Source organism: Nocardioides sp. Z13_37 (assembly GCF_058355585.1).
In genome coordinates, this window is sequence record NZ_JBZGDV010000002.1 from 611,986 (window position 1) to 627,488 (window position 15,503).

The window sequence follows — 15,503 nt, forward strand, 5'->3', positions numbered from 1 at the left end:
TGCGTCAGCAGCGCTGCCGGGTCAGCGCACGACCCGGAACGTCGCCGTGGTCCGGCTCTTCGTCACGGTGTCGGACCCGCCGTAGCTCGCGGACACCTTGTGCTTGCCGAGCGACAGGTTCTTCCTCACCTTGACGACGACCCGACCGTCGGACAGCCGGGCGGCCCCGACCTTATTGCCGTCGATCCGGACCGTGACCGTGCCGGTCGCGTCGGCGCCGCGGGACTTGACGGCCACCACGACGGTGACGTCCTGCTTGAACCGGGGCTTCTTCGGCTTGACCGTGACCTTCGTCCGGGACGTGACCTTTCCGGTCGGCGCCGCGGCGGTGACGGTGGCGGTGAACGTCGCCGACGAGGCGGCGTTGGTGTCGTCGCCCGCGTAGGCCGCGGTCAGGGTGTGGGTGCCCACCGGAAGGTCGGCGGGCAGGCCCACCGTGGCGGTGCCCCGGGCCAGGGTGGCCTTGCCGAGCTGCGTGCCGGCCTTGTCGGTCACCACGACGCTGCCCGTGGGCAGGGCGCCCTCGGTGCCGACGCGGTCGACGGTGACCGTCGCCGTCGACGCCTGTCCGGAGGTGGACGGCTCGGGGGAGTGCGCAGCGCCCACCTTGGTCGGCAGCTTGCAGCCGGCCTCGCACGGCAGGCTGTCGCGCAGCTCGGTGATGGCACGCCGGGCCTGGACCTGGCCGACGTTGTCGCCGAGGAGTCGGCGCGCCGCGTTGAGGTGGTACCTGACCAGGGGCGCCGACGAGGCCCCCTGCGCGGACAGCTCACGGGCGGTGCCGAAGCTCGCCCGGACGGCCGTCAGGGTCTCGCCGGCCAGCGCGCCGGAACGGGCCGCCTGGTCGAGGGAGGAGCCGGCGACGTTGAAGCTCGGGTCCCAGCGCAGCGTCGTCTGGTGCTGGGCGTTGAACTCCTCGACGACCGCCTCGCCCGCGGCGCCGATCTCGTCGGCCGACAGCAGGTCGCTCGGCGTGAGCGCGAAGGCGTCGAAGCCGCGCGCGATCTCGGAGCCGAAGATGTGGCCGTTGTACCAGTAGGTCGACCAGAAGCCGGCCAGGTTGAGGCTGGTGGGGTTGGGGGTGTTCACGGGCCCGCGGTCGTAGTAGGCGAGCTCGACCGGGTTGGCGGAGTCGGTGAAGTCGATGACCGACAGACCGCCCTGGTACCACGCCTGGACCATGATGTCGCGGCCCGGGACGGGGACGAGCGAGCCGTTGTGGGCCACGCAGTTCTCCTGCGCGGTCTGCGGCACCGGGAGCTTGTAGTAGCTGCGGAACGCCATCTTGCCGTCGACGATGTCGAAGATCGCGTCGGCACCCCACTCGGGCCGGTCGGTCTCGCGGCAGCGTGCGCCCGAGCCGCCGCCCCACTCGTCGGTGAAGATCACCTTGGTGCCGTCGTTGTTGATCGTCGCCGAGTGCCAGTAGGCGAAGTTGGGGTCGGACACCGCGTCGATGCGCTCGGGGTTCACCGGGTCGGTGATGTCGAGCAGGATGCCGTTGCCCTGGCACGCGCCGGCTGCGAGGCCGAGCTCGGGGTAGGCGGTGATGTCGTGGCAGGTGTTGGTGTTGGGCAGCGGCGAGTAGTTGGTGCCCGAGGGGTGCTGGGTGCCGGGGAGCGTGTTCTGCAGTCCGTTGTAGGCGCCGGTCGCGGGGTCGGTGAAGATCCGCGGCTGGCTGACGATGGCGGCGTCCTCGGGCGCGGCGAGCGGCACCTTGATGACGTCGATGCGCCACTGGGCCGGGTTGCCGGTCGTGACGGGGCCGGTGGTGGTGTTGGGGTTGACGCTCTCGCAGCCGGCGAGCTCGTCGCCCGACCGCACGCCGGCGGTGCCGGAGTTGTAGAGGTAGACGTTGTCGGGATCGTCCGGGTCGCTGACGACCGTGTGCGTGTGCGAGCCGCGGCAGGTCTGCACGCCGCCCACCTGGACGGGGGCGGAGAGGTCGGAGATGTCGAAGATCCGGATGCCGCGGAACCGCTCCGGGCTCACCGAGCCCTCCACACCCTGGGTGCCGCAGTCGACGCGGGCCGAGGTCTGCTCGACCGAGAAGAACAGCAGGTCGCCGAAGACGCTCACGTCGCCCTGCCCGCCGGGGCACACGAACGAGCCGCTCAGGGTGGGGTCGGCCGGGTCGGACACGTCGTAGACCTGGAAGCCCAGGTAGTTGCCGACGATGGCGTGGTCGCCGGTGAAGGCGAGGTCGGAGTTGATGCTCGAACCGCCCGGCGGACCGTCGAACACACCCTCACGCGGGTTGTTGTCGAGCAGCTCGATGTTGCTGCTCGCGTCCGAGTAGGGGAGGTAGCCCGGGGCCAGGCCGATGCGGGGGTCGTCGGCTGCGCTGGCCGCGGCGGGCAGCAGCGCCGCGACCAGCGCGGCGAGGCTCGCCGCGAGGGCCGGGCGGCGGAATCGACGAGGGCGACGTGGTGGCGTCATGGGTGGCGACCTTCTTCCGAGACGGGGTCGCCCGGATGGCCGGGCATGAGCCGCGGCCGGTCGACCTAGTATGTCGAGAAACGTAGCGACGACCGGCGCCGACCGCCAGCATCCCTTGGTCGCATCTCGAGCGGAAGATGGAGTCCACATGAGCGCGCTGGTGAGGATGGGAGCCGTCGTCGTGGGGGTCGCGATGGCGCTGGGCGCCTCGGGCTGCACCAACGACGAGCCCCCGCGCGAGGCCGAGAACGGGGCGCCCGTCGTCCATCTCGGCGCACCGGGCGAGCCCGGCAAGACCCTGTCGCCGGAGGAGGCGGAGGCCCTCGCCGAACCGACGTACACCGCGGCCGACGTCGCGTTCGTGGAGGAGATGATCCCCCACCACGCGCAGGCCCTGGAGATGACCGCACTGGTGCCGGACCGGGCCGGCGACCGCGACCTCCTCACGGTCGCCGAGCGGATCGAGATCTCCCAGGTCGACGAGCTCGACCAGCTCGAGGGGTGGCTGACCCGCCGCGGTGAGGGTGCGGGCGGCGGGCAGGACGACCACGCCTCCGGGGACGACGAGCACGGCGACGAGCACGGCGACCACGCCGACATGCCGGGGATGGCAACGCCCGAGGAGATGGCGGAGCTGGCGGCGGCGCGTGGGCGCGACTTCGACCGGCTCTTCCTGCAGCTGATGATCCGCCACCACGAGGGCGCCATCGTGATGGTGGAGACGCTCCTCGCCGGTGGCCGGGGCGGCCAGGAGTCCGCGGTCTTCCAGCTGGCCAGCCACATCGCCAGCGACCAGGCCGTCGAGATCGCGGCGATGAAGCGCCAGCTGCTGTCCCTCGACGGCTGAGCCCGGCCGGCGGCCCCGCGGCACCCGCCCGGGGTCAGCCGACCACGCGCCGCACCAGGTCGTCCCAACCGGCCTCGACGCGTTCGATCGAGATGTTCTCGCGCACGACCTGCTGCTCGAGCACCACCATCTCCAGGGGGGCGAGGAGCGCGGTGGCGAGCATCAGCAGGTCGCCGGTGACGCCGAGCTCGCGCAGCAGGTGGCGCACGTGCAGGTTGGCGAACGACAGCGCGGCCGTGGAGCGTGCGCCGGGCCGGCCGGCCGCCGCGATGAGGTCGCTGTTGAGCAGGTTGGCGCGCAGCCGCGAGTGACCGAAGGCCAGCAGCCGCTCGAGGGGCGGCGCGCCGGGCCCCAGCGGCGGCGGGCCCGAGATGACGCTGGCCTGCCACGCGGTCTCCGACTCGTTGAGCACGGCGGCCATCAGGCCCTCGCGGCTCTCGAAGCGGCGGAACAGCGTCCCCTTGCCCACCCCCGCCTCGGCCGCGACCGTGTCCATCGTCACGGCGCTGACCCCGTGGGTCTCCACCAGCCGTAGTGCGGCTGCGAGGATGGCCTCGCGGTTGCGCGCCGCGTCGGCCCGCTCCGGCGCGGGGTCGTCGGCCATCGGCAGCAGGCGGGTCACCCCGCCAGCGTAGGAGACAGGAAAGTCCGCCGAGACCGGAATACAAGCGGACCGCGGTCCGTTTAGCCCAGTATGACCACTGACACGCAGACCCGCGTCGCCGTCCTGCTCGGCTCCCACCGCGCCGGCTCCCTCAACCGCCGCATCGCCGAGCACCTCCGTGCCCACGCCCCCGCCGGGGTGGCCGTCGACGTCGTGGAGGGCCTCGACGCCGTCCCGTTCTACAACGAGGAGCTCGACGGCGACACCGTGCCGCCCGCGGCCGTTGCCCTGCGCGAGGCCGTCGCGAGCGCCGACCGCGTGCTGGCGGTGACGCCGGAGTACAACGGCACCATGCCGGCCGTGCTCAACAACGCCATCGACTGGCTCTCGCGCCCCTACGGCCAGGGCGCCATCGTCGGCAAGCCCTTCGCGGCCATCGGCGCCACCCCCACGCCGTACGGCGGCAAGTGGTCGCACGAGCACGCGCGGCACTCGGCCACCATCGCCGGGGCCATCGTCGTGGAGGGCATCGTCGTCGACGAGTCCGCCGTCGCGGGCGACCCGCTGGAGGACGAGGCGGCCGTGCAGCGGTTCCTGGGCGCCCTCGACGCGCTCGTCGCGCACGAGACCGACGCCGCCGCCTGAGATCGGCACCCGACGGTACGGTCGGTGATGTGCTCCACGACCTGACCGCGCTCGAGCAGGGCGACGCCGTGCGCCGCGGCGAGCTGACCCCGCTCGAGCTGGTCGAGCACTACGCGGGCCGTGCCGACCGGGTGGGCGCCTTCATCACGCCCACCCACGACCTGGCACGTGACCACGCCCGCCGGCTGACCGAGCAGGGCCGGCCCGCCGACGCCGGCCCGCTCTGGGGCGTGCCCACCGGCATCAAGGACCTGCATCCCACGGCGGGGGTCCGCACCACCTTCGGCTCGGCGGCGTACGCCGACCACGTGCCCGACGCCTCCGACGACCTCGTGCTCACCGTCGAGGCGGCCGGCATGCCGAGCCTGGGCAAGACGAACACACCGGAGTTCGGCTCGCCCTGCTACACCGAGCCCGACGTCGCACCGCCCGCCGTGACGCCGTGGGACACCACGCGCACTGCGGGCGGCTCGTCCGGCGGTGCGGCCGCCGCGGTCGCGGCGGGGCTGCTGCCCGTCGCGCCGGGCTCCGACGGGGGCGGATCCGTCCGCACCCCGGCCGCGTGCTGCGGGCTCGTCGGACTCAAGCCCACGCGCGGGCGCATCAGCGGCGCCCCGACGTACGGCGATCCCACCGGGCTCGCCACGCCCGGCACCCTGGGGCGCACCGTCCGCGACACGGCGGCCCTCCTCGACGTCCTCGCGGGGCGCCGGGTGGGCGACCCGTACTGGGCGCCGGCGCCGTCGGGGAGCTTCCTCGACGCCTGCGACCGCGAGCCCGGCCGGCTGCGCGTCGCGCGCTTCATCACCCCGGTCATCGCGCAGACCGACGTCCACCCCGCGAGCGTCACGGCGTGGGACGACGCGTCGCGGCTGCTGGAGTCGCTCGGCCACGACGTCGAGGACGTGCCGGTGCCGATCCCGCCCGAGGCGACGGAGGCCTTCGAGACCTGTTGGTCGGTGCTCACCGCCCTGTCGCCCGTCCCGCCGGGCCGCGAGGACCGGCTGCGGCCGCTGACGCGGTGGCTGGGTGGCCTCGGCCACGCGGTCAGCGGCCCCGAGTTCGCCCTCGCCATCGGACGGATGCGCCGCCACGCCGCCGCCGCGCTGGCCGCCCTGGCGCCGTACGACGTCGTCCTCACGCCCACCCTCGCCCGGCCGCCGGCGCTGGTCGGCGAGCTGCGCGACGACGCCGACCCGGCGCGCGACTTCGCCCAGCAGAAGGCGTTCACGCCGTGGACGAGCGCCTGGAACGTCACGGGCATGCCGGCCGTGTCGCTGCCGCTGCACTGGACCGACGACGGGCTCCCGGTGGGCGTGATGCTGGCTGCGCGCCCCGCCGAGGAGGAGCTGCTCCTCGCGGTCGCCGCCCAGGTGGAGGAAGCGCAGGCCGGATCCGGTCGGGCGTGGGTGGACAGGCGCCCGCCCGGCTGGTGAGGTGGGCGGCATGGGTGAGCTGACGCCGTACCTCTGCGTCGACGACGCGCGTCGCGCGATCGAGTGGTACGTCGACGTGCTGGGCGCCGAGGTCGTGTTCGAGCCGATCGTGATGGACGACGGGCGCGTGGGCCACGTCGAGCTCGCCGTGGACGGCGGACGCTGGATGATGTCCGACGAGTTCGACTCGGCCGGCGTCGCCGCGCCCGACCCGTCGCGAGGGGCCGCGGTGTCGTTGCACCTCGAGGTGGCCGACGTCGACGACCTCTGCGCCCGTGTCACGGGGGCAGGCGTCGCGCTCGACCGAGGCCCGGAGGACGATCCGACGGCCGGTCGCCTGGCGGTGTTCCGCGACCCGTTCGGGCACCGCTGGTTCGTCAGCCAGCCCGTGGGCTGAGCGGGACGTCAGTCGGGCGGACCCGTGCCGTCGTCGTCGCCTATGCCGCGCGCGTGCAGCGCGTCGCCCGACTCGTGGGCGCGGGCGACGACGCGGATCACGAACGGGGACAGGTAGGCCCGGGGGTTGCGCTCCACGCCGCGCGCCCGCGCGGCGTCCCGGGTCTCGCGGGCGATGGCGATCGTGCCGGGGAGGGCCCCGATCGTCAGGCCGACGGTGAGCGCGACGCGTTCGGGATCGACGCCGACGAGGCGCAGCGGCCGCGCCCAGCGCGAGAGTGCGTCGACCATCGCGTCGATCGTCGTCGTCGCGGTCAACGACAGGGCGGCGAGACCGAGCGTCAGCAGGTCGAGGAACGTCTCGACCGCCTTCCCCGGGCCGTACCACCACCACTGGAACGCACTGGCGACCGCCGCGATCAGCAGCACGCCGCGCGCCGCGCGCCACACCGAGCGCAGCGGCACCCGCGCCGCGGCGGCGAGCAGCAGGGTCACCGCCAGGAACACCGGCGCGGCACGCACGTCACGCACCGCGACGACCGCGAGGCTCAGCACCGCGAGCCCCAGCACCTTGGCGCCGACGGGCAGCCGGTGCAGGAACGTGTCGCCGGGCTGGTGCAGCCCGGCCATCAGGTCGCTCACGCGTCGACCAGCCCGGTGTAGTGGGCGATTGCCTCGCGCGGCGCGCCGTCGGCGACCACGCGGGCGGCGTCGACCACCAGCACCCGGTCGCACCGGGCGGCCAGGTCGAGGTCGTGGGTGACGAGCAGCAGCTGCTGGTCGAGCCCGAGGAGCGCGTCGCCGACGCGGCGGGTGTTGGCCCGGTCGAGCAGCGTGGTCGGCTCGTCCGCTACCACCACCGACGGCTCGAGGGCCAGCACCCCGGCGAGCGCGAGCAGCTGGCGCTGCCCGCCGGAGAGCGAGTGGACCGAGTCGTGCGCGTGCTCCTGGAGGCCGTTGGCCGCGAGCACCGCCATCGCGCGCTCGCGCCGCGCGCCCGCATCCTTGATCGTGCGCCGCAGCGACAGCTCGACGTCCTCCACGCACGTCGGCATCACCAGCTGCGCCGCCGGGTCGGTGAAGCAGAAGCCCACGCGCCGCCGCACGGCGGCGCCCTCGCGGGCGACGTCGCGGCCGTCGACCGTGACCCGCCCGGTGGTGGGCCGGACCAGCCCGTTGACCATGCGCGCGAGCGTGGACTTGCCCGAGCCGTTTGCGCCGACGACGGCGATGCGACGTTCGGTCAGCGTGAGCGTCGTCGGGGCCAGGATCTCGCGCTCGCCGCGCCCCGGCAGGGGCACGCGCGCCCCCGCGCGGTCGAAGTGGATCGATGCCATGCGTCGTCCCGGTCAGTCGCGCTGGAGCAGCTGGGGGAACGCGCGGTGCACCTCGGCGGCGATCATCGCGACCAGCGAGGTCTTGACCACGTCGCCGATCCAGAACGGCGCGTCGTAGGCGGCGGCCTCGGCGAAGGAGATGTCGAAGAAGCGCATCATCCCGAGGATCCCGAGGACGTGGATGACCAGCGCGCTGGCGGTGAACGAGCACGCGAAGACGACGATCGCCCGGGTGCGGCGGTCGCGGGCGACGTACTCGACCAGGAAGCCGGCGAGCGCGGCGGCCAGCGGGAAGGCGACCAGGTAGCCGCCGCTCGGCCCGCTGAACACCCCGATGCCCGAGGAGTGCTCGGCGAAGACCGGCAGGCCGACGGCTCCCAGCGCGAGGTAGAGCATGACGGCGGAGAAGCCGCGCAGCGGGCCGAGGACGCAGCCGGCCAGCATCACCGTGAGCGTCTGGAGCGTGATCGGCACGCCGGCGCTCCCGACCGGGACGGCGCCGATGTAGGCGCTGGCGCAGATCAGCGCCCCGAACGCGGCGACGAGCGCGACGTCGCGGGTGGGGGAGGAGCGGGCGTGCCGCTCGTGGACGACGGTGTCGGGGGTGGAGGCGGTCACGGGGGTCCTCGGCGGGTCGGCTGGCGACCTGAACGCTGTTCAGGCTGAACGGTGTTCAGGTTAAGGTGGTGCCGACGACCCGTCAACGACGTCCAGGAACCGGGAGGGTGCGTGGCGCACAGGCGCAGCGACGTGCTCGACCACGCCGTCGCCCTGCTCGACGCCCACGGGCTCGCCGCGCTGACCATGCGACGCCTCGGCGCCGAGCTCGACGTCCAGCCCAGCGCGATCTACCACCACTTCCCGAGCAAGCAGGCCCTGCTGGCGGCGGTGGCCGACGAGATCCTCGCCCGCGGCGCGCGACCGCGTACGGCCTCCGAGTGGCCGGACCGGCTGCGCGAGGTCTGCTCCGAGCTGCGCGAGGCGATGCTCGCCTGCACGGACGGCGCCGACGTGGTGGCGACCGTGTGGGCCTTCGGCCTCGGCGCGGCGGCCCCGGTGGCCGAGCTCGAGAAGGTCCTCACCGACGCCGACGTCTCAGCACAGCTCGTGCCCGTCGCCTCCCACGCGCTCGTGCACTACGTCTTCGGCCACGCCTTCGAGGAGCAGACCGCCCGCCAGGCCGTGCGCCTCGGCGCGGTCGAGCGCTCCCTCGACTCGCTGCCCGACTTCGACCTCGGGCTCGACCTCCTCGTCGACGGGTTGCGGGCGCGGCTGCGCGACAGGGGTTGAGCGGGGACGTCCCCGCTCAACGGCCGGGATCCGGGTGTCCTAGCGGGGACGGGACGTGTCCAGTCAGGCAGAGGTGTCGACGTCCGCGCCGTGGAGCTCGGCGAGGAGTACGGCGCCGGCGAGGTCGAGGCGCGTACGCCTGAGGTCGGCGGCGGCGAGGTCGACGCCGTCGAGGGCGGCGCCGCGGAGGTCGGTGCGGTCCAGCGTGGCCTGCCGCAGCACGGCACGGTCGAGACGGGCGCGGGCCAGCACGGTGAGGGTGAGGTCGGACTGGGACAGGTCGGCCTCGCGCAGGTCGACGCCGGTGAGGTCGAGGCGCGAGAGGTTGGTGCCGCGGATCGTCACCCCGAGCCACGACCCGCCGACGACCGTGAGCGGGCGCATCGTGCACTCGGAGAAGACCGAGCCGACGAGCTTGCAGCCGTCGAGCGTCGCGCCGAAGAACGACGCGCGGCGGAAGTCGCAGCCGACGAACGCCGTCGCGGTGTGCACCGAGTCGTTGAAGCGGGTGCCGTGGAAGGTGCACCGCTCGAACGTGGCGCCCGACGAGGTCGTCTCGGAGAGGTCCACATCGGTGAAGGTGCACTCGACGAAGCGCGCCGCGCCGAGGTCGTCGCCGTACCAGTCCTCACCGCGCAGATGGGTCCCGGTGGCTGTCCTCGGCTCGATCACGGCGTCACCGTAGCCGTGGGGTCGGTCCGGTCCGACGGATAGGGTCGTGCCCGTGATCGCGTCCCACCAGCACCGCTTCATCTTCCTCAAGACCCGCAAGACGGCGGGGACGAGCGTGGAGATCGCGTTGTCCAAGGTATGCGGTCCCGACGACATCATCACCGAGATCAGCCCCGAGGACGAGAAGCTGCGCCAGGCGGCCGGGGGCCGTGCGCCGCAGAACTTCCAGTCCCCGCCGCTGCCGCGCAAGGCCTACAACCACATGGGCGCCAAGGCCACCCGTGACCTCGTCGGCGCCGAGGTGTTCGACGACTACTTCACCTTCGCGATCGAGCGAAACCCGTGGGACGCCGTCGTCTCGCTCTACTTCTGGAAGTACAAGGACCGGCCCGAGCTGCCCGACTTCGAGACCTACGTCCAGGAGATATGGATCGAGCAGCTGGCCAACAACCGCCGCCTCTACCGCATCCGCGGCAAGATGGCGCTCGACCGCGTCCTGCGCTACGAGACCCTCGACGCCGAGCTCCGCGAGGTCTGGGCGCACCTCGGGCTGCCCGGCGAGCCCGACCTGCCGCGGGCCAAGGGCAACGCCCGGCCGGCGGGGCACTACCGCGAGCTCTACACCCCTGCCTCCAGGGAGCGCGTGGCGACGGTGTTCGCTGACACCATCGAGGCCTTCGGCTACGAGTTCTGAGGAGCGAGATGTCCAGCCGTACGTCGCCCAACGCCCGCAGCCGTCGGCCGGGCCCCGTGGCCCTCGGCCTCCTCGCGATCGCCGCGCTCTTCGCCGCCCTCACCCCGGTCGTGCTCGAGGTGGACTCCCGGGTCGACCGCACCCGCGCGATGTACGACGACCGGAGCCGGATGGAGTGGCTGCAGTACCAGTCCGTGCTGTCCACGGGGCGGGCCGAGCCCCTCGAGTTCGCGCCGGGCGAGTCGGTCGAGCTGGCCGGGGAGAGCTTCACGTCGTCGGCCGGCGTGGGGGTCGAGGTGCGCGCCGATGCGCCTGACCGGCCGTGCGTGCGGGCGTCCAACGAGCACGGCGACGTCACCGCGTGGTCCTGCCTCGACCTGGACGAGCCACCGGCCGATCCCGACCTCGAGGTCGTCGACCTCTCCGTCGGCCAGGCGTCCTGATCCGGCGAGGGTCAGACGGGCTCGCGGACGAGTGCCAGCAGTCGCTCGCACTCGGCGACCAGCCGCGCGCGCAGGGGCGCGCCGCGCTCGGCGAACCCGCGCTGCGCCTCGACGTACTCCCGCTTGCCCTCGGCGGTCTCGATCCTGACGGGGGAGTAGCCCAGGTCGGTCAGGTCGTAGGGCGCCGCGCGCATGTCGAGCACCCGGATGTCGCGGGCGAGCTCGAAGCAGTCGGCGACCAGCTCGCTGGAGATCATCGGCGTGAGCCGGAAGGCGTGCTTGTACAGGTCCATCCCGGCATGGAGGCAGCCCGGCTGCTCGAAGGCGGGACGATCGTCGCGGCCCGGCTGCAGCTGGTTGAGCGGGCGGGCGGTGGGGGTGAAGAAGCGGTAGGCGTCGAAGTGGGAGCAGGCGATGCGGTGCGACTCGACGACCGCGTCGGTGCCCTCCTGCCCCAGCCGCAGCGGCCGGTCGTGGCGGGTGCCGCCGGGGACCCGGTCGGCGCGGTGCACCATCGCCCACTCGTGCAGGCCGAAGCAGCCGAGCTGCGGGGCCCGGGCGGCGGTCGCGGTCAGCAGGGTGTGGAGCTGGCTGAGCAGCGGCTGCTGGGACGCGACGTACGCGTCGGTGACCGCGACCGGGTCGCCCGCGTAGCCCTTGAGGCCGGCGTGCTCCGCCGCGTCCTCGAGCGCGACGCCGTGGCCCGGGTGCCAGCGCCGCAGCTGGGCGGGCCGCTGGGAGTAGTAGGTGAACAAGAAGTCGTGCACCGGGTGCTGGACCTGGCCCGCCCGGCGCGCGAGGTGCGGCCCGACGAGGTCGTCGACCCGGGCGGCGTGCGCCTCGGCGAGGGGACGCCACTCGGCGGCTGACAGCACGTGCACCGACCCAAGGCTAGTGCCGCCGCCCCCGTCGGACCGCCTCGAGGGCACTCGACGTGCGGCGGCGCCGGGGGGACACTGCCGAGATGGACCGCACCGCCGGTCTCGACCGTGCCCACGAGCACGCGGTCGAGTGGCTCGCCTCGCTCGCCGACCGCCCGGTGCCGCCGCGGCTGGGCGCCAAGGAGATGCTCGCCCGCCTCGACCCGCTGCTCTCCGACGGGCCCACCGACCCGGTCGCGGTGGTCGACGAGCTGGCCCGCGCCTGCGATCCCGGGCTGACGGCGATGCCGGGCGGGCGCTTCTTCGGGTTCGTCATCGGCGGCACCCACCCGGCGGCCCTCGCCGTGGACTGGCTGGTCAGCGCGTGGGACCAGAACGCCGGCCTGCGGGTGCTCACTCCCGCCCACTCGGCCGTGGAGGACGTGGCCGAGTCGTGGGTGCTCGACCTGCTCGGCCTCCCCGCCGGCAGCGCCGTCGGCTTCGTCACCGGCGGCACGATGGCCAACTTCACCTGCCTCGCCGCCGCGCGCGACGAGGTGCTGCGGCGCGCCGACTGGGACGTCGCCGACCGCGGGCTCGCCGGCTCGCCCGGCGTGCGCGTCCTCGTCGGCGCCGAGCGGCACGACACCATCGACCTGGCCCTGCGCTACCTCGGCCTCGGCGCGCCCGAGCCGGTCGCGGTCGACGACCAGGGGCGCATCGAGCCCGCGGCGCTCGCCAGCGCGCTCGACGCGGGCGACGGGCGCCCGACCGTGGTCTGCCTGCAGGCCGGCAACGTCCACTCCGGCGCGTTCGACCCCTTCGACGCCGCCGTCACCGCCGCGCACGACGCCGGGGCGTGGGTCCACGTCGACGGCGCGTTCGGGCTCTTCGCGGGCGCCTCCCCACGCCGGCGCCACCTCCTGGCCGGCGCCGACCGCGCCGACTCCTGGGCCACCGACGCGCACAAGACCCTCAACGTGCCCTACGACTGCGGGCTCGCGATCGTCCGCGACCGGGCAGCCCTGCGGGCCGCGATGAGCATGCACGGTGACTACCTGATCCACGACGCGGCCGGGGAGCCGCTCGACAAGGTGCCGGAGATCAGCCGACGGGGCCGGGCGTTCCCGGTGTGGGCGGTGCTCCGGGCGCTGGGGCGCGACGGCGTCGCCGAGCTGGTCGACGGCTTCTGCGACCACGCGGAGGCGTTCGCCGAGGGGATCGCCGCCATCGAGGGCGCAGACGTGCTCAACGACGTCGTCTTCACCCAGGTCTGCGCCACGTTCGGGGACGACGACCGCACCCGGGCCGTGGTCGAGGCGATGCTCGCGGAGGGGACGGCGTGGACCACCGGGTCGACCTGGCACGGCCGCGCGGTGCTGCGAGTCAGCGTGAGCAACTGGTCGACGACCGTCGAGGACGTCGCGGCGACCCTGGCCGCGCTGCACCGTGCCGCGGGGCAGTAGCGGGCCCCACGGCCGAAGCCTCCCGCCGTGGGCCCGGCAGACCGCGGTTGGATAGCCTCGACCCATGCGCATCTGTCGGTTCAGCACGGGCGAGGAGCCGCGCTTCGGCGTCGTCACCGGGGAGGTCGACGAGTTCGGCCAGGCCGACGAGGACTCGGTGGTGGTCGCCCTCGCCGGAGACCCCCTCTATGCCGGCGTCAAGCCGCTCGAGGAGCAGCACCGGCTCGGCGACGTACGCCTGCTCGCGCCGATCATCCCGCGGAGCAAGGTCGTCGGGATCGGCCGCAACTACGCCGCCCACGCCGCCGAGCTCGGCAACGACCTCCCGGCCGAGCCGCTCATGTTCCTCAAGCCCAACACCGCGGTGGTCGGCCCCGGCGACCCGATCTTCTACCCGTCGCAGACCAGCAACCTGCAGTACGAGGGCGAGCTGGCCGTGGTGATCGGCCGGATCTGTCGCGACGTGCCCCCCGAGCAGGCGACGGACGTGATCTTCGGCTACACGATCGCCAACGACGTCACCGCCCGCGACCTCCAGAGGTCCGACGTGCAGTTCACCCGGGCCAAGGGCTTCGACTCCTTCTGCCCGATCGGCCCGTGGATCGAGACCGACCTCGACCCGCAGGCGTTCATCGACGGCCGCGCGGTGCAGACCCACCTCAACGGCGACGTCGTCCAGGACGGCTCGACGGCCGACATGATCTTCGACGTGCCGGCCCTGGTCGCGCACGTCTCGTCGGTCATGACGCTGCTGCCCGGCGACGTCATCCTGACCGGCACCCCCGAGGGTGTCGGTCCCATGCAGGTCGGCGACGAGGTGGAGATCTCGATCGCCGGCATCGGCGCCCTGACCAACCCCGTCGCCCGGCGCAGCTGACCGGCCACACGAGAGAGCCACCCACATGAGCAGCAGCCCCGTCCGCGTCCGCTTCTGTCCCTCGCCCACGGGCTCGCCGCACGTCGGCCTGGTCCGCACGGCCCTGTTCAACTGGGCCTTCGCGCGCCACCACGGCGGGCAGATCGTCTTCCGGATGGAGGACACCGACCGCGAGCGGAGCACGCAGGAGTCCTACGACGCGATCCTCGAGCTGTGGCGCTGGCTCGGCCTCGACTGGGACGAGGGCATCGAGGTCGGCGGCCCCCACGGGCCCTACCTGCAGAGCGAGCGCGGCGACATCTACCGCGACGTCCTCACGCGGCTGCGCGAGTCGTCCTACACCTACGACTGCTTCTGCACCACCGAGGAGGTCGACGCGCGCCGCAAGGCGTCGGGCTCGAAGATGCAGGGCTACGACGGGTTCTGCCGCGACCTCTCCGACGAGCAGCGCGCGGCGTTCGAGGCCGAGGGCCGCCGCCCCGTCGTCCGGTTCCGGATGCCCGACGGCACCGTCGGCTGGGACGACCTGGTGCGCGGCGAGATCACCTTCGCGACCGAGAACGTGCCCGACTTCGCGCTCTCGCGTGCCAACGGCGACCCGCTCTACACGCTGGTCAACCCGGTCGACGACGCGCTGATGCAGATCACCCACGTCCTGCGCGGCGAGGACCTGCTCTCCAGCACGCCGCGCCAGCTCGCGCTCTTCGAGGCGCTCGTCGAGCTCGGCGTGGCCGATCAGGTCCCGGCGTACGGCCACCTGCCCTACGTGATGGGCCAGGGCAACAAGAAGCTCTCCAAGCGCGACCCGGAGGCGCACGCGCTGGCCTACCGCGAGCAGGGCTTCCTGCCCGAGGGCCTGCTCAACTACCTCGCGCTGCTGGGCTGGTCGATCGCGGCCGACCGCGACGTGTTCTCGATGGCCGAGATGGTCGAGGCGTTCGACATCAAGGACGTCAACCCCAACCCCGCCCGCTTCGACCTCAAGAAGGCCGAGGCCATCAACACCTCGCAGATGCGGCTGCTGACGGTCGAGGACATCACCCACCGGGCGCTGCCCTTCCTCAAGGCGGAGCGCGTCGTCGGCGACCCGGTCAGCGACGCCGACGCGCAGCTGCTGGAGCTGGCGATGCCGCTGGTGGCCGAGCGGATCAACAAGCTCACCGAGGCCGCGCCCATGCTCGGGTTCCTCTTCGTCGACGAGGCCGCGTTCGAGCGCGACCCCGACGACGTCGCCAAGGTGCTCGACGAGACCGGCCGCGGCGTCGTCCAGGCGGCGTACGACGCCCTGGTCGGGATCGAGGAGTGGTCGACCGCGGCCATCGAGGAGGCGCTTCGAGTCGCGCTGATCGAGGGCATGGAGCTCAAGCCGCGCGTGGCCTTCGGTCCCGTGCGGGTGGCGGTGACCGGCAAGCGGGTGAGCCCGCCGCTGTTCGAGTCGATGGAGCTGCTCGGCCGCGAGCGCAGCCTGGCGCGGCTGCAGTCGGCCCTGGCCTGACG

General features: G+C 73.4%; 17 protein-coding genes. 10 read left to right on the forward strand and 7 right to left on the reverse strand.

The window, feature by feature from the left end; genetic code table 11:
* Positions 1-21: 21 nt before the first annotated feature.
* Positions 22-2,439 (reverse strand): Ig-like domain repeat protein, encoded by a 2,418-nt coding sequence (locus AC4H2S_RS07925; protein ID WP_491496418.1) that lies wholly within the window; start codon positions 2,437-2,439, stop codon positions 22-24.
* Positions 2,440-2,587: 148 nt separating this feature from the next.
* Here AC4H2S_RS07925 and AC4H2S_RS07930 point away from each other — a divergent pair, with 148 nt between their 5' ends.
* Entirely contained in the window at positions 2,588-3,286 is a 699-nt protein-coding gene (locus tag AC4H2S_RS07930; RefSeq protein ID WP_491496419.1) for a DUF305 domain-containing protein, read from the forward strand.
* 34 nt (positions 3,287-3,320) lie between these two features.
* On the opposite strand, the gene AC4H2S_RS07935 is transcribed toward AC4H2S_RS07930, so the two are convergent.
* Complete coding sequence (locus AC4H2S_RS07935) at positions 3,321-3,908, reverse strand: TetR/AcrR family transcriptional regulator (RefSeq protein WP_491496420.1); 588 nt, start codon at positions 3,906-3,908, stop codon at positions 3,321-3,323.
* A gap of 72 nt (positions 3,909-3,980) precedes the next feature.
* On the opposite strand from AC4H2S_RS07935, the gene AC4H2S_RS07940 reads away from it, so the two are divergent.
* The 3 genes from AC4H2S_RS07940 to AC4H2S_RS07950 are packed head-to-tail and all read left to right on the forward strand — an operon-like array spanning position 3,981 to position 6,368.
* Positions 3,981-4,535 carry an NAD(P)H-dependent oxidoreductase gene (locus AC4H2S_RS07940; protein WP_491496421.1) on the forward strand — a complete coding sequence of 185 codons (555 nt, stop codon included), beginning with the start codon at positions 3,981-3,983 and terminating at the stop codon, positions 4,533-4,535.
* 29 nt (positions 4,536-4,564) lie between these two features.
* Positions 4,565-5,971: an amidase gene (locus tag AC4H2S_RS07945; protein ID WP_491496422.1), complete on the forward strand. Its 1,407-nt coding sequence runs from the start codon at positions 4,565-4,567 to the stop codon at positions 5,969-5,971.
* Positions 5,972-5,981: 10 nt separating this feature from the next.
* Positions 5,982-6,368, forward strand: a complete 387-nt coding sequence (locus tag AC4H2S_RS07950; protein WP_491496423.1) for a VOC family protein — start codon at positions 5,982-5,984, stop codon at positions 6,366-6,368.
* A gap of 8 nt (positions 6,369-6,376) precedes the next feature.
* On the opposite strand, the gene AC4H2S_RS07955 is transcribed toward AC4H2S_RS07950, so the two are convergent.
* Genes AC4H2S_RS07955 through AC4H2S_RS07965 form a run of 3 tightly spaced genes read right to left on the reverse strand, consistent with a single transcriptional unit; the run spans position 6,377 to position 8,322 of the window.
* Positions 6,377-7,009, reverse strand: a complete 633-nt coding sequence (locus tag AC4H2S_RS07955) for an energy-coupling factor transporter transmembrane component T family protein (RefSeq protein WP_491496424.1) — start codon at positions 7,007-7,009, stop codon at positions 6,377-6,379.
* Positions 7,006-7,704, reverse strand: coding sequence for an energy-coupling factor ABC transporter ATP-binding protein (locus AC4H2S_RS07960; protein ID WP_491496425.1), 699 nt, complete (start codon positions 7,702-7,704; stop codon positions 7,006-7,008). Before AC4H2S_RS07960 ends, AC4H2S_RS07955 begins: the two co-directional genes overlap by 4 nt.
* A 12-nt stretch (positions 7,705-7,716) precedes the next feature.
* Positions 7,717-8,322 (reverse strand): biotin transporter BioY, encoded by a 606-nt coding sequence (locus tag AC4H2S_RS07965; RefSeq protein WP_491496426.1) that lies wholly within the window; start codon positions 8,320-8,322, stop codon positions 7,717-7,719.
* A 111-nt stretch (positions 8,323-8,433) separates the two neighbouring features.
* On the opposite strand from AC4H2S_RS07965, the gene AC4H2S_RS07970 reads away from it, so the two are divergent.
* A complete protein-coding gene (locus AC4H2S_RS07970; RefSeq protein ID WP_491496427.1) occupies positions 8,434-8,994 on the forward strand; it encodes a TetR family transcriptional regulator in 561 nt (186 codons plus the stop codon).
* Positions 8,995-9,057: 63 nt separating this feature from the next.
* On the opposite strand, the gene AC4H2S_RS07975 is transcribed toward AC4H2S_RS07970, so the two are convergent.
* On the reverse strand, positions 9,058-9,666 hold the full coding sequence (locus AC4H2S_RS07975) for a pentapeptide repeat-containing protein (protein ID WP_491496428.1): 609 nt from the start codon (positions 9,664-9,666) through the stop codon (positions 9,058-9,060).
* 52 nt (positions 9,667-9,718) lie between these two features.
* Between AC4H2S_RS07975 and AC4H2S_RS07980 the strand changes: the two genes are divergently transcribed.
* Positions 9,719-10,360: a sulfotransferase family protein gene (locus AC4H2S_RS07980; RefSeq protein ID WP_491496429.1), complete on the forward strand. Its 642-nt coding sequence runs from the start codon at positions 9,719-9,721 to the stop codon at positions 10,358-10,360.
* Between the two features lie 8 nt (positions 10,361-10,368).
* Positions 10,369-10,803 carry a hypothetical protein gene (locus AC4H2S_RS07985; RefSeq protein WP_491496430.1) on the forward strand — a complete coding sequence of 145 codons (435 nt, stop codon included), beginning with the start codon at positions 10,369-10,371 and terminating at the stop codon, positions 10,801-10,803.
* A gap of 11 nt (positions 10,804-10,814) precedes the next feature.
* Here the strand turns inward: AC4H2S_RS07985 and AC4H2S_RS07990 are convergent, their stop codons facing one another.
* Positions 10,815-11,675 (reverse strand): 3-methyladenine DNA glycosylase, encoded by an 861-nt coding sequence (locus AC4H2S_RS07990; RefSeq protein ID WP_491496753.1) that lies wholly within the window; start codon positions 11,673-11,675, stop codon positions 10,815-10,817.
* A 92-nt stretch (positions 11,676-11,767) separates the two neighbouring features.
* Between AC4H2S_RS07990 and AC4H2S_RS07995 the strand changes: the two genes are divergently transcribed.
* The 3 genes from AC4H2S_RS07995 (at position 11,768) to gltX (ending at position 15,501) form a co-directional block, all read left to right on the forward strand.
* Positions 11,768-13,129 carry a pyridoxal phosphate-dependent decarboxylase family protein gene (locus tag AC4H2S_RS07995; protein WP_491496431.1) on the forward strand — a complete coding sequence of 454 codons (1,362 nt, stop codon included), beginning with the start codon at positions 11,768-11,770 and terminating at the stop codon, positions 13,127-13,129.
* A gap of 64 nt (positions 13,130-13,193) precedes the next feature.
* Positions 13,194-14,006 carry a fumarylacetoacetate hydrolase family protein gene (locus AC4H2S_RS08000; RefSeq protein ID WP_491496432.1) on the forward strand — a complete coding sequence of 271 codons (813 nt, stop codon included), beginning with the start codon at positions 13,194-13,196 and terminating at the stop codon, positions 14,004-14,006.
* Positions 14,007-14,031: 25 nt separating this feature from the next.
* Entirely contained in the window at positions 14,032-15,501 is a 1,470-nt protein-coding gene (gltX, locus tag AC4H2S_RS08005; RefSeq protein ID WP_491496433.1) for a glutamate--tRNA ligase, read from the forward strand.
* Positions 15,502-15,503: the final 2 nt, after the last annotated feature.

Bases quoted from the DNA above. Each gene is read 5' to 3' on its own strand.
- AC4H2S_RS07940 (WP_491496421.1), top strand. From the start codon at position 3,981: ATGACCACTGACACGCAGACCCGCGTCGCCGTCCTGCTCGGCTCCCAC.
- gltX (WP_491496433.1), top strand. From the start codon at position 14,032: ATGAGCAGCAGCCCCGTCCGCGTCCGCTTCTGTCCCTCGCCCACGGGC.
- AC4H2S_RS07995 (WP_491496431.1), top strand. From the start codon at position 11,768: ATGGACCGCACCGCCGGTCTCGACCGTGCCCACGAGCACGCGGTCGAG.
- AC4H2S_RS07930 (WP_491496419.1), top strand. From the start codon at position 2,588: ATGAGCGCGCTGGTGAGGATGGGAGCCGTCGTCGTGGGGGTCGCGATG.
- AC4H2S_RS07950 (WP_491496423.1), top strand. From the start codon at position 5,982: ATGGGTGAGCTGACGCCGTACCTCTGCGTCGACGACGCGCGTCGCGCG.
- AC4H2S_RS08000 (WP_491496432.1), top strand. From the start codon at position 13,194: ATGCGCATCTGTCGGTTCAGCACGGGCGAGGAGCCGCGCTTCGGCGTC.
- AC4H2S_RS07960 (WP_491496425.1), bottom strand. From the start codon at position 7,704: ATGGCATCGATCCACTTCGACCGCGCGGGGGCGCGCGTGCCCCTGCCG.
- AC4H2S_RS07985 (WP_491496430.1), top strand. From the start codon at position 10,369: ATGTCCAGCCGTACGTCGCCCAACGCCCGCAGCCGTCGGCCGGGCCCC.
- AC4H2S_RS07925 (WP_491496418.1), bottom strand. From the start codon at position 2,439: ATGACGCCACCACGTCGCCCTCGTCGATTCCGCCGCCCGGCCCTCGCG.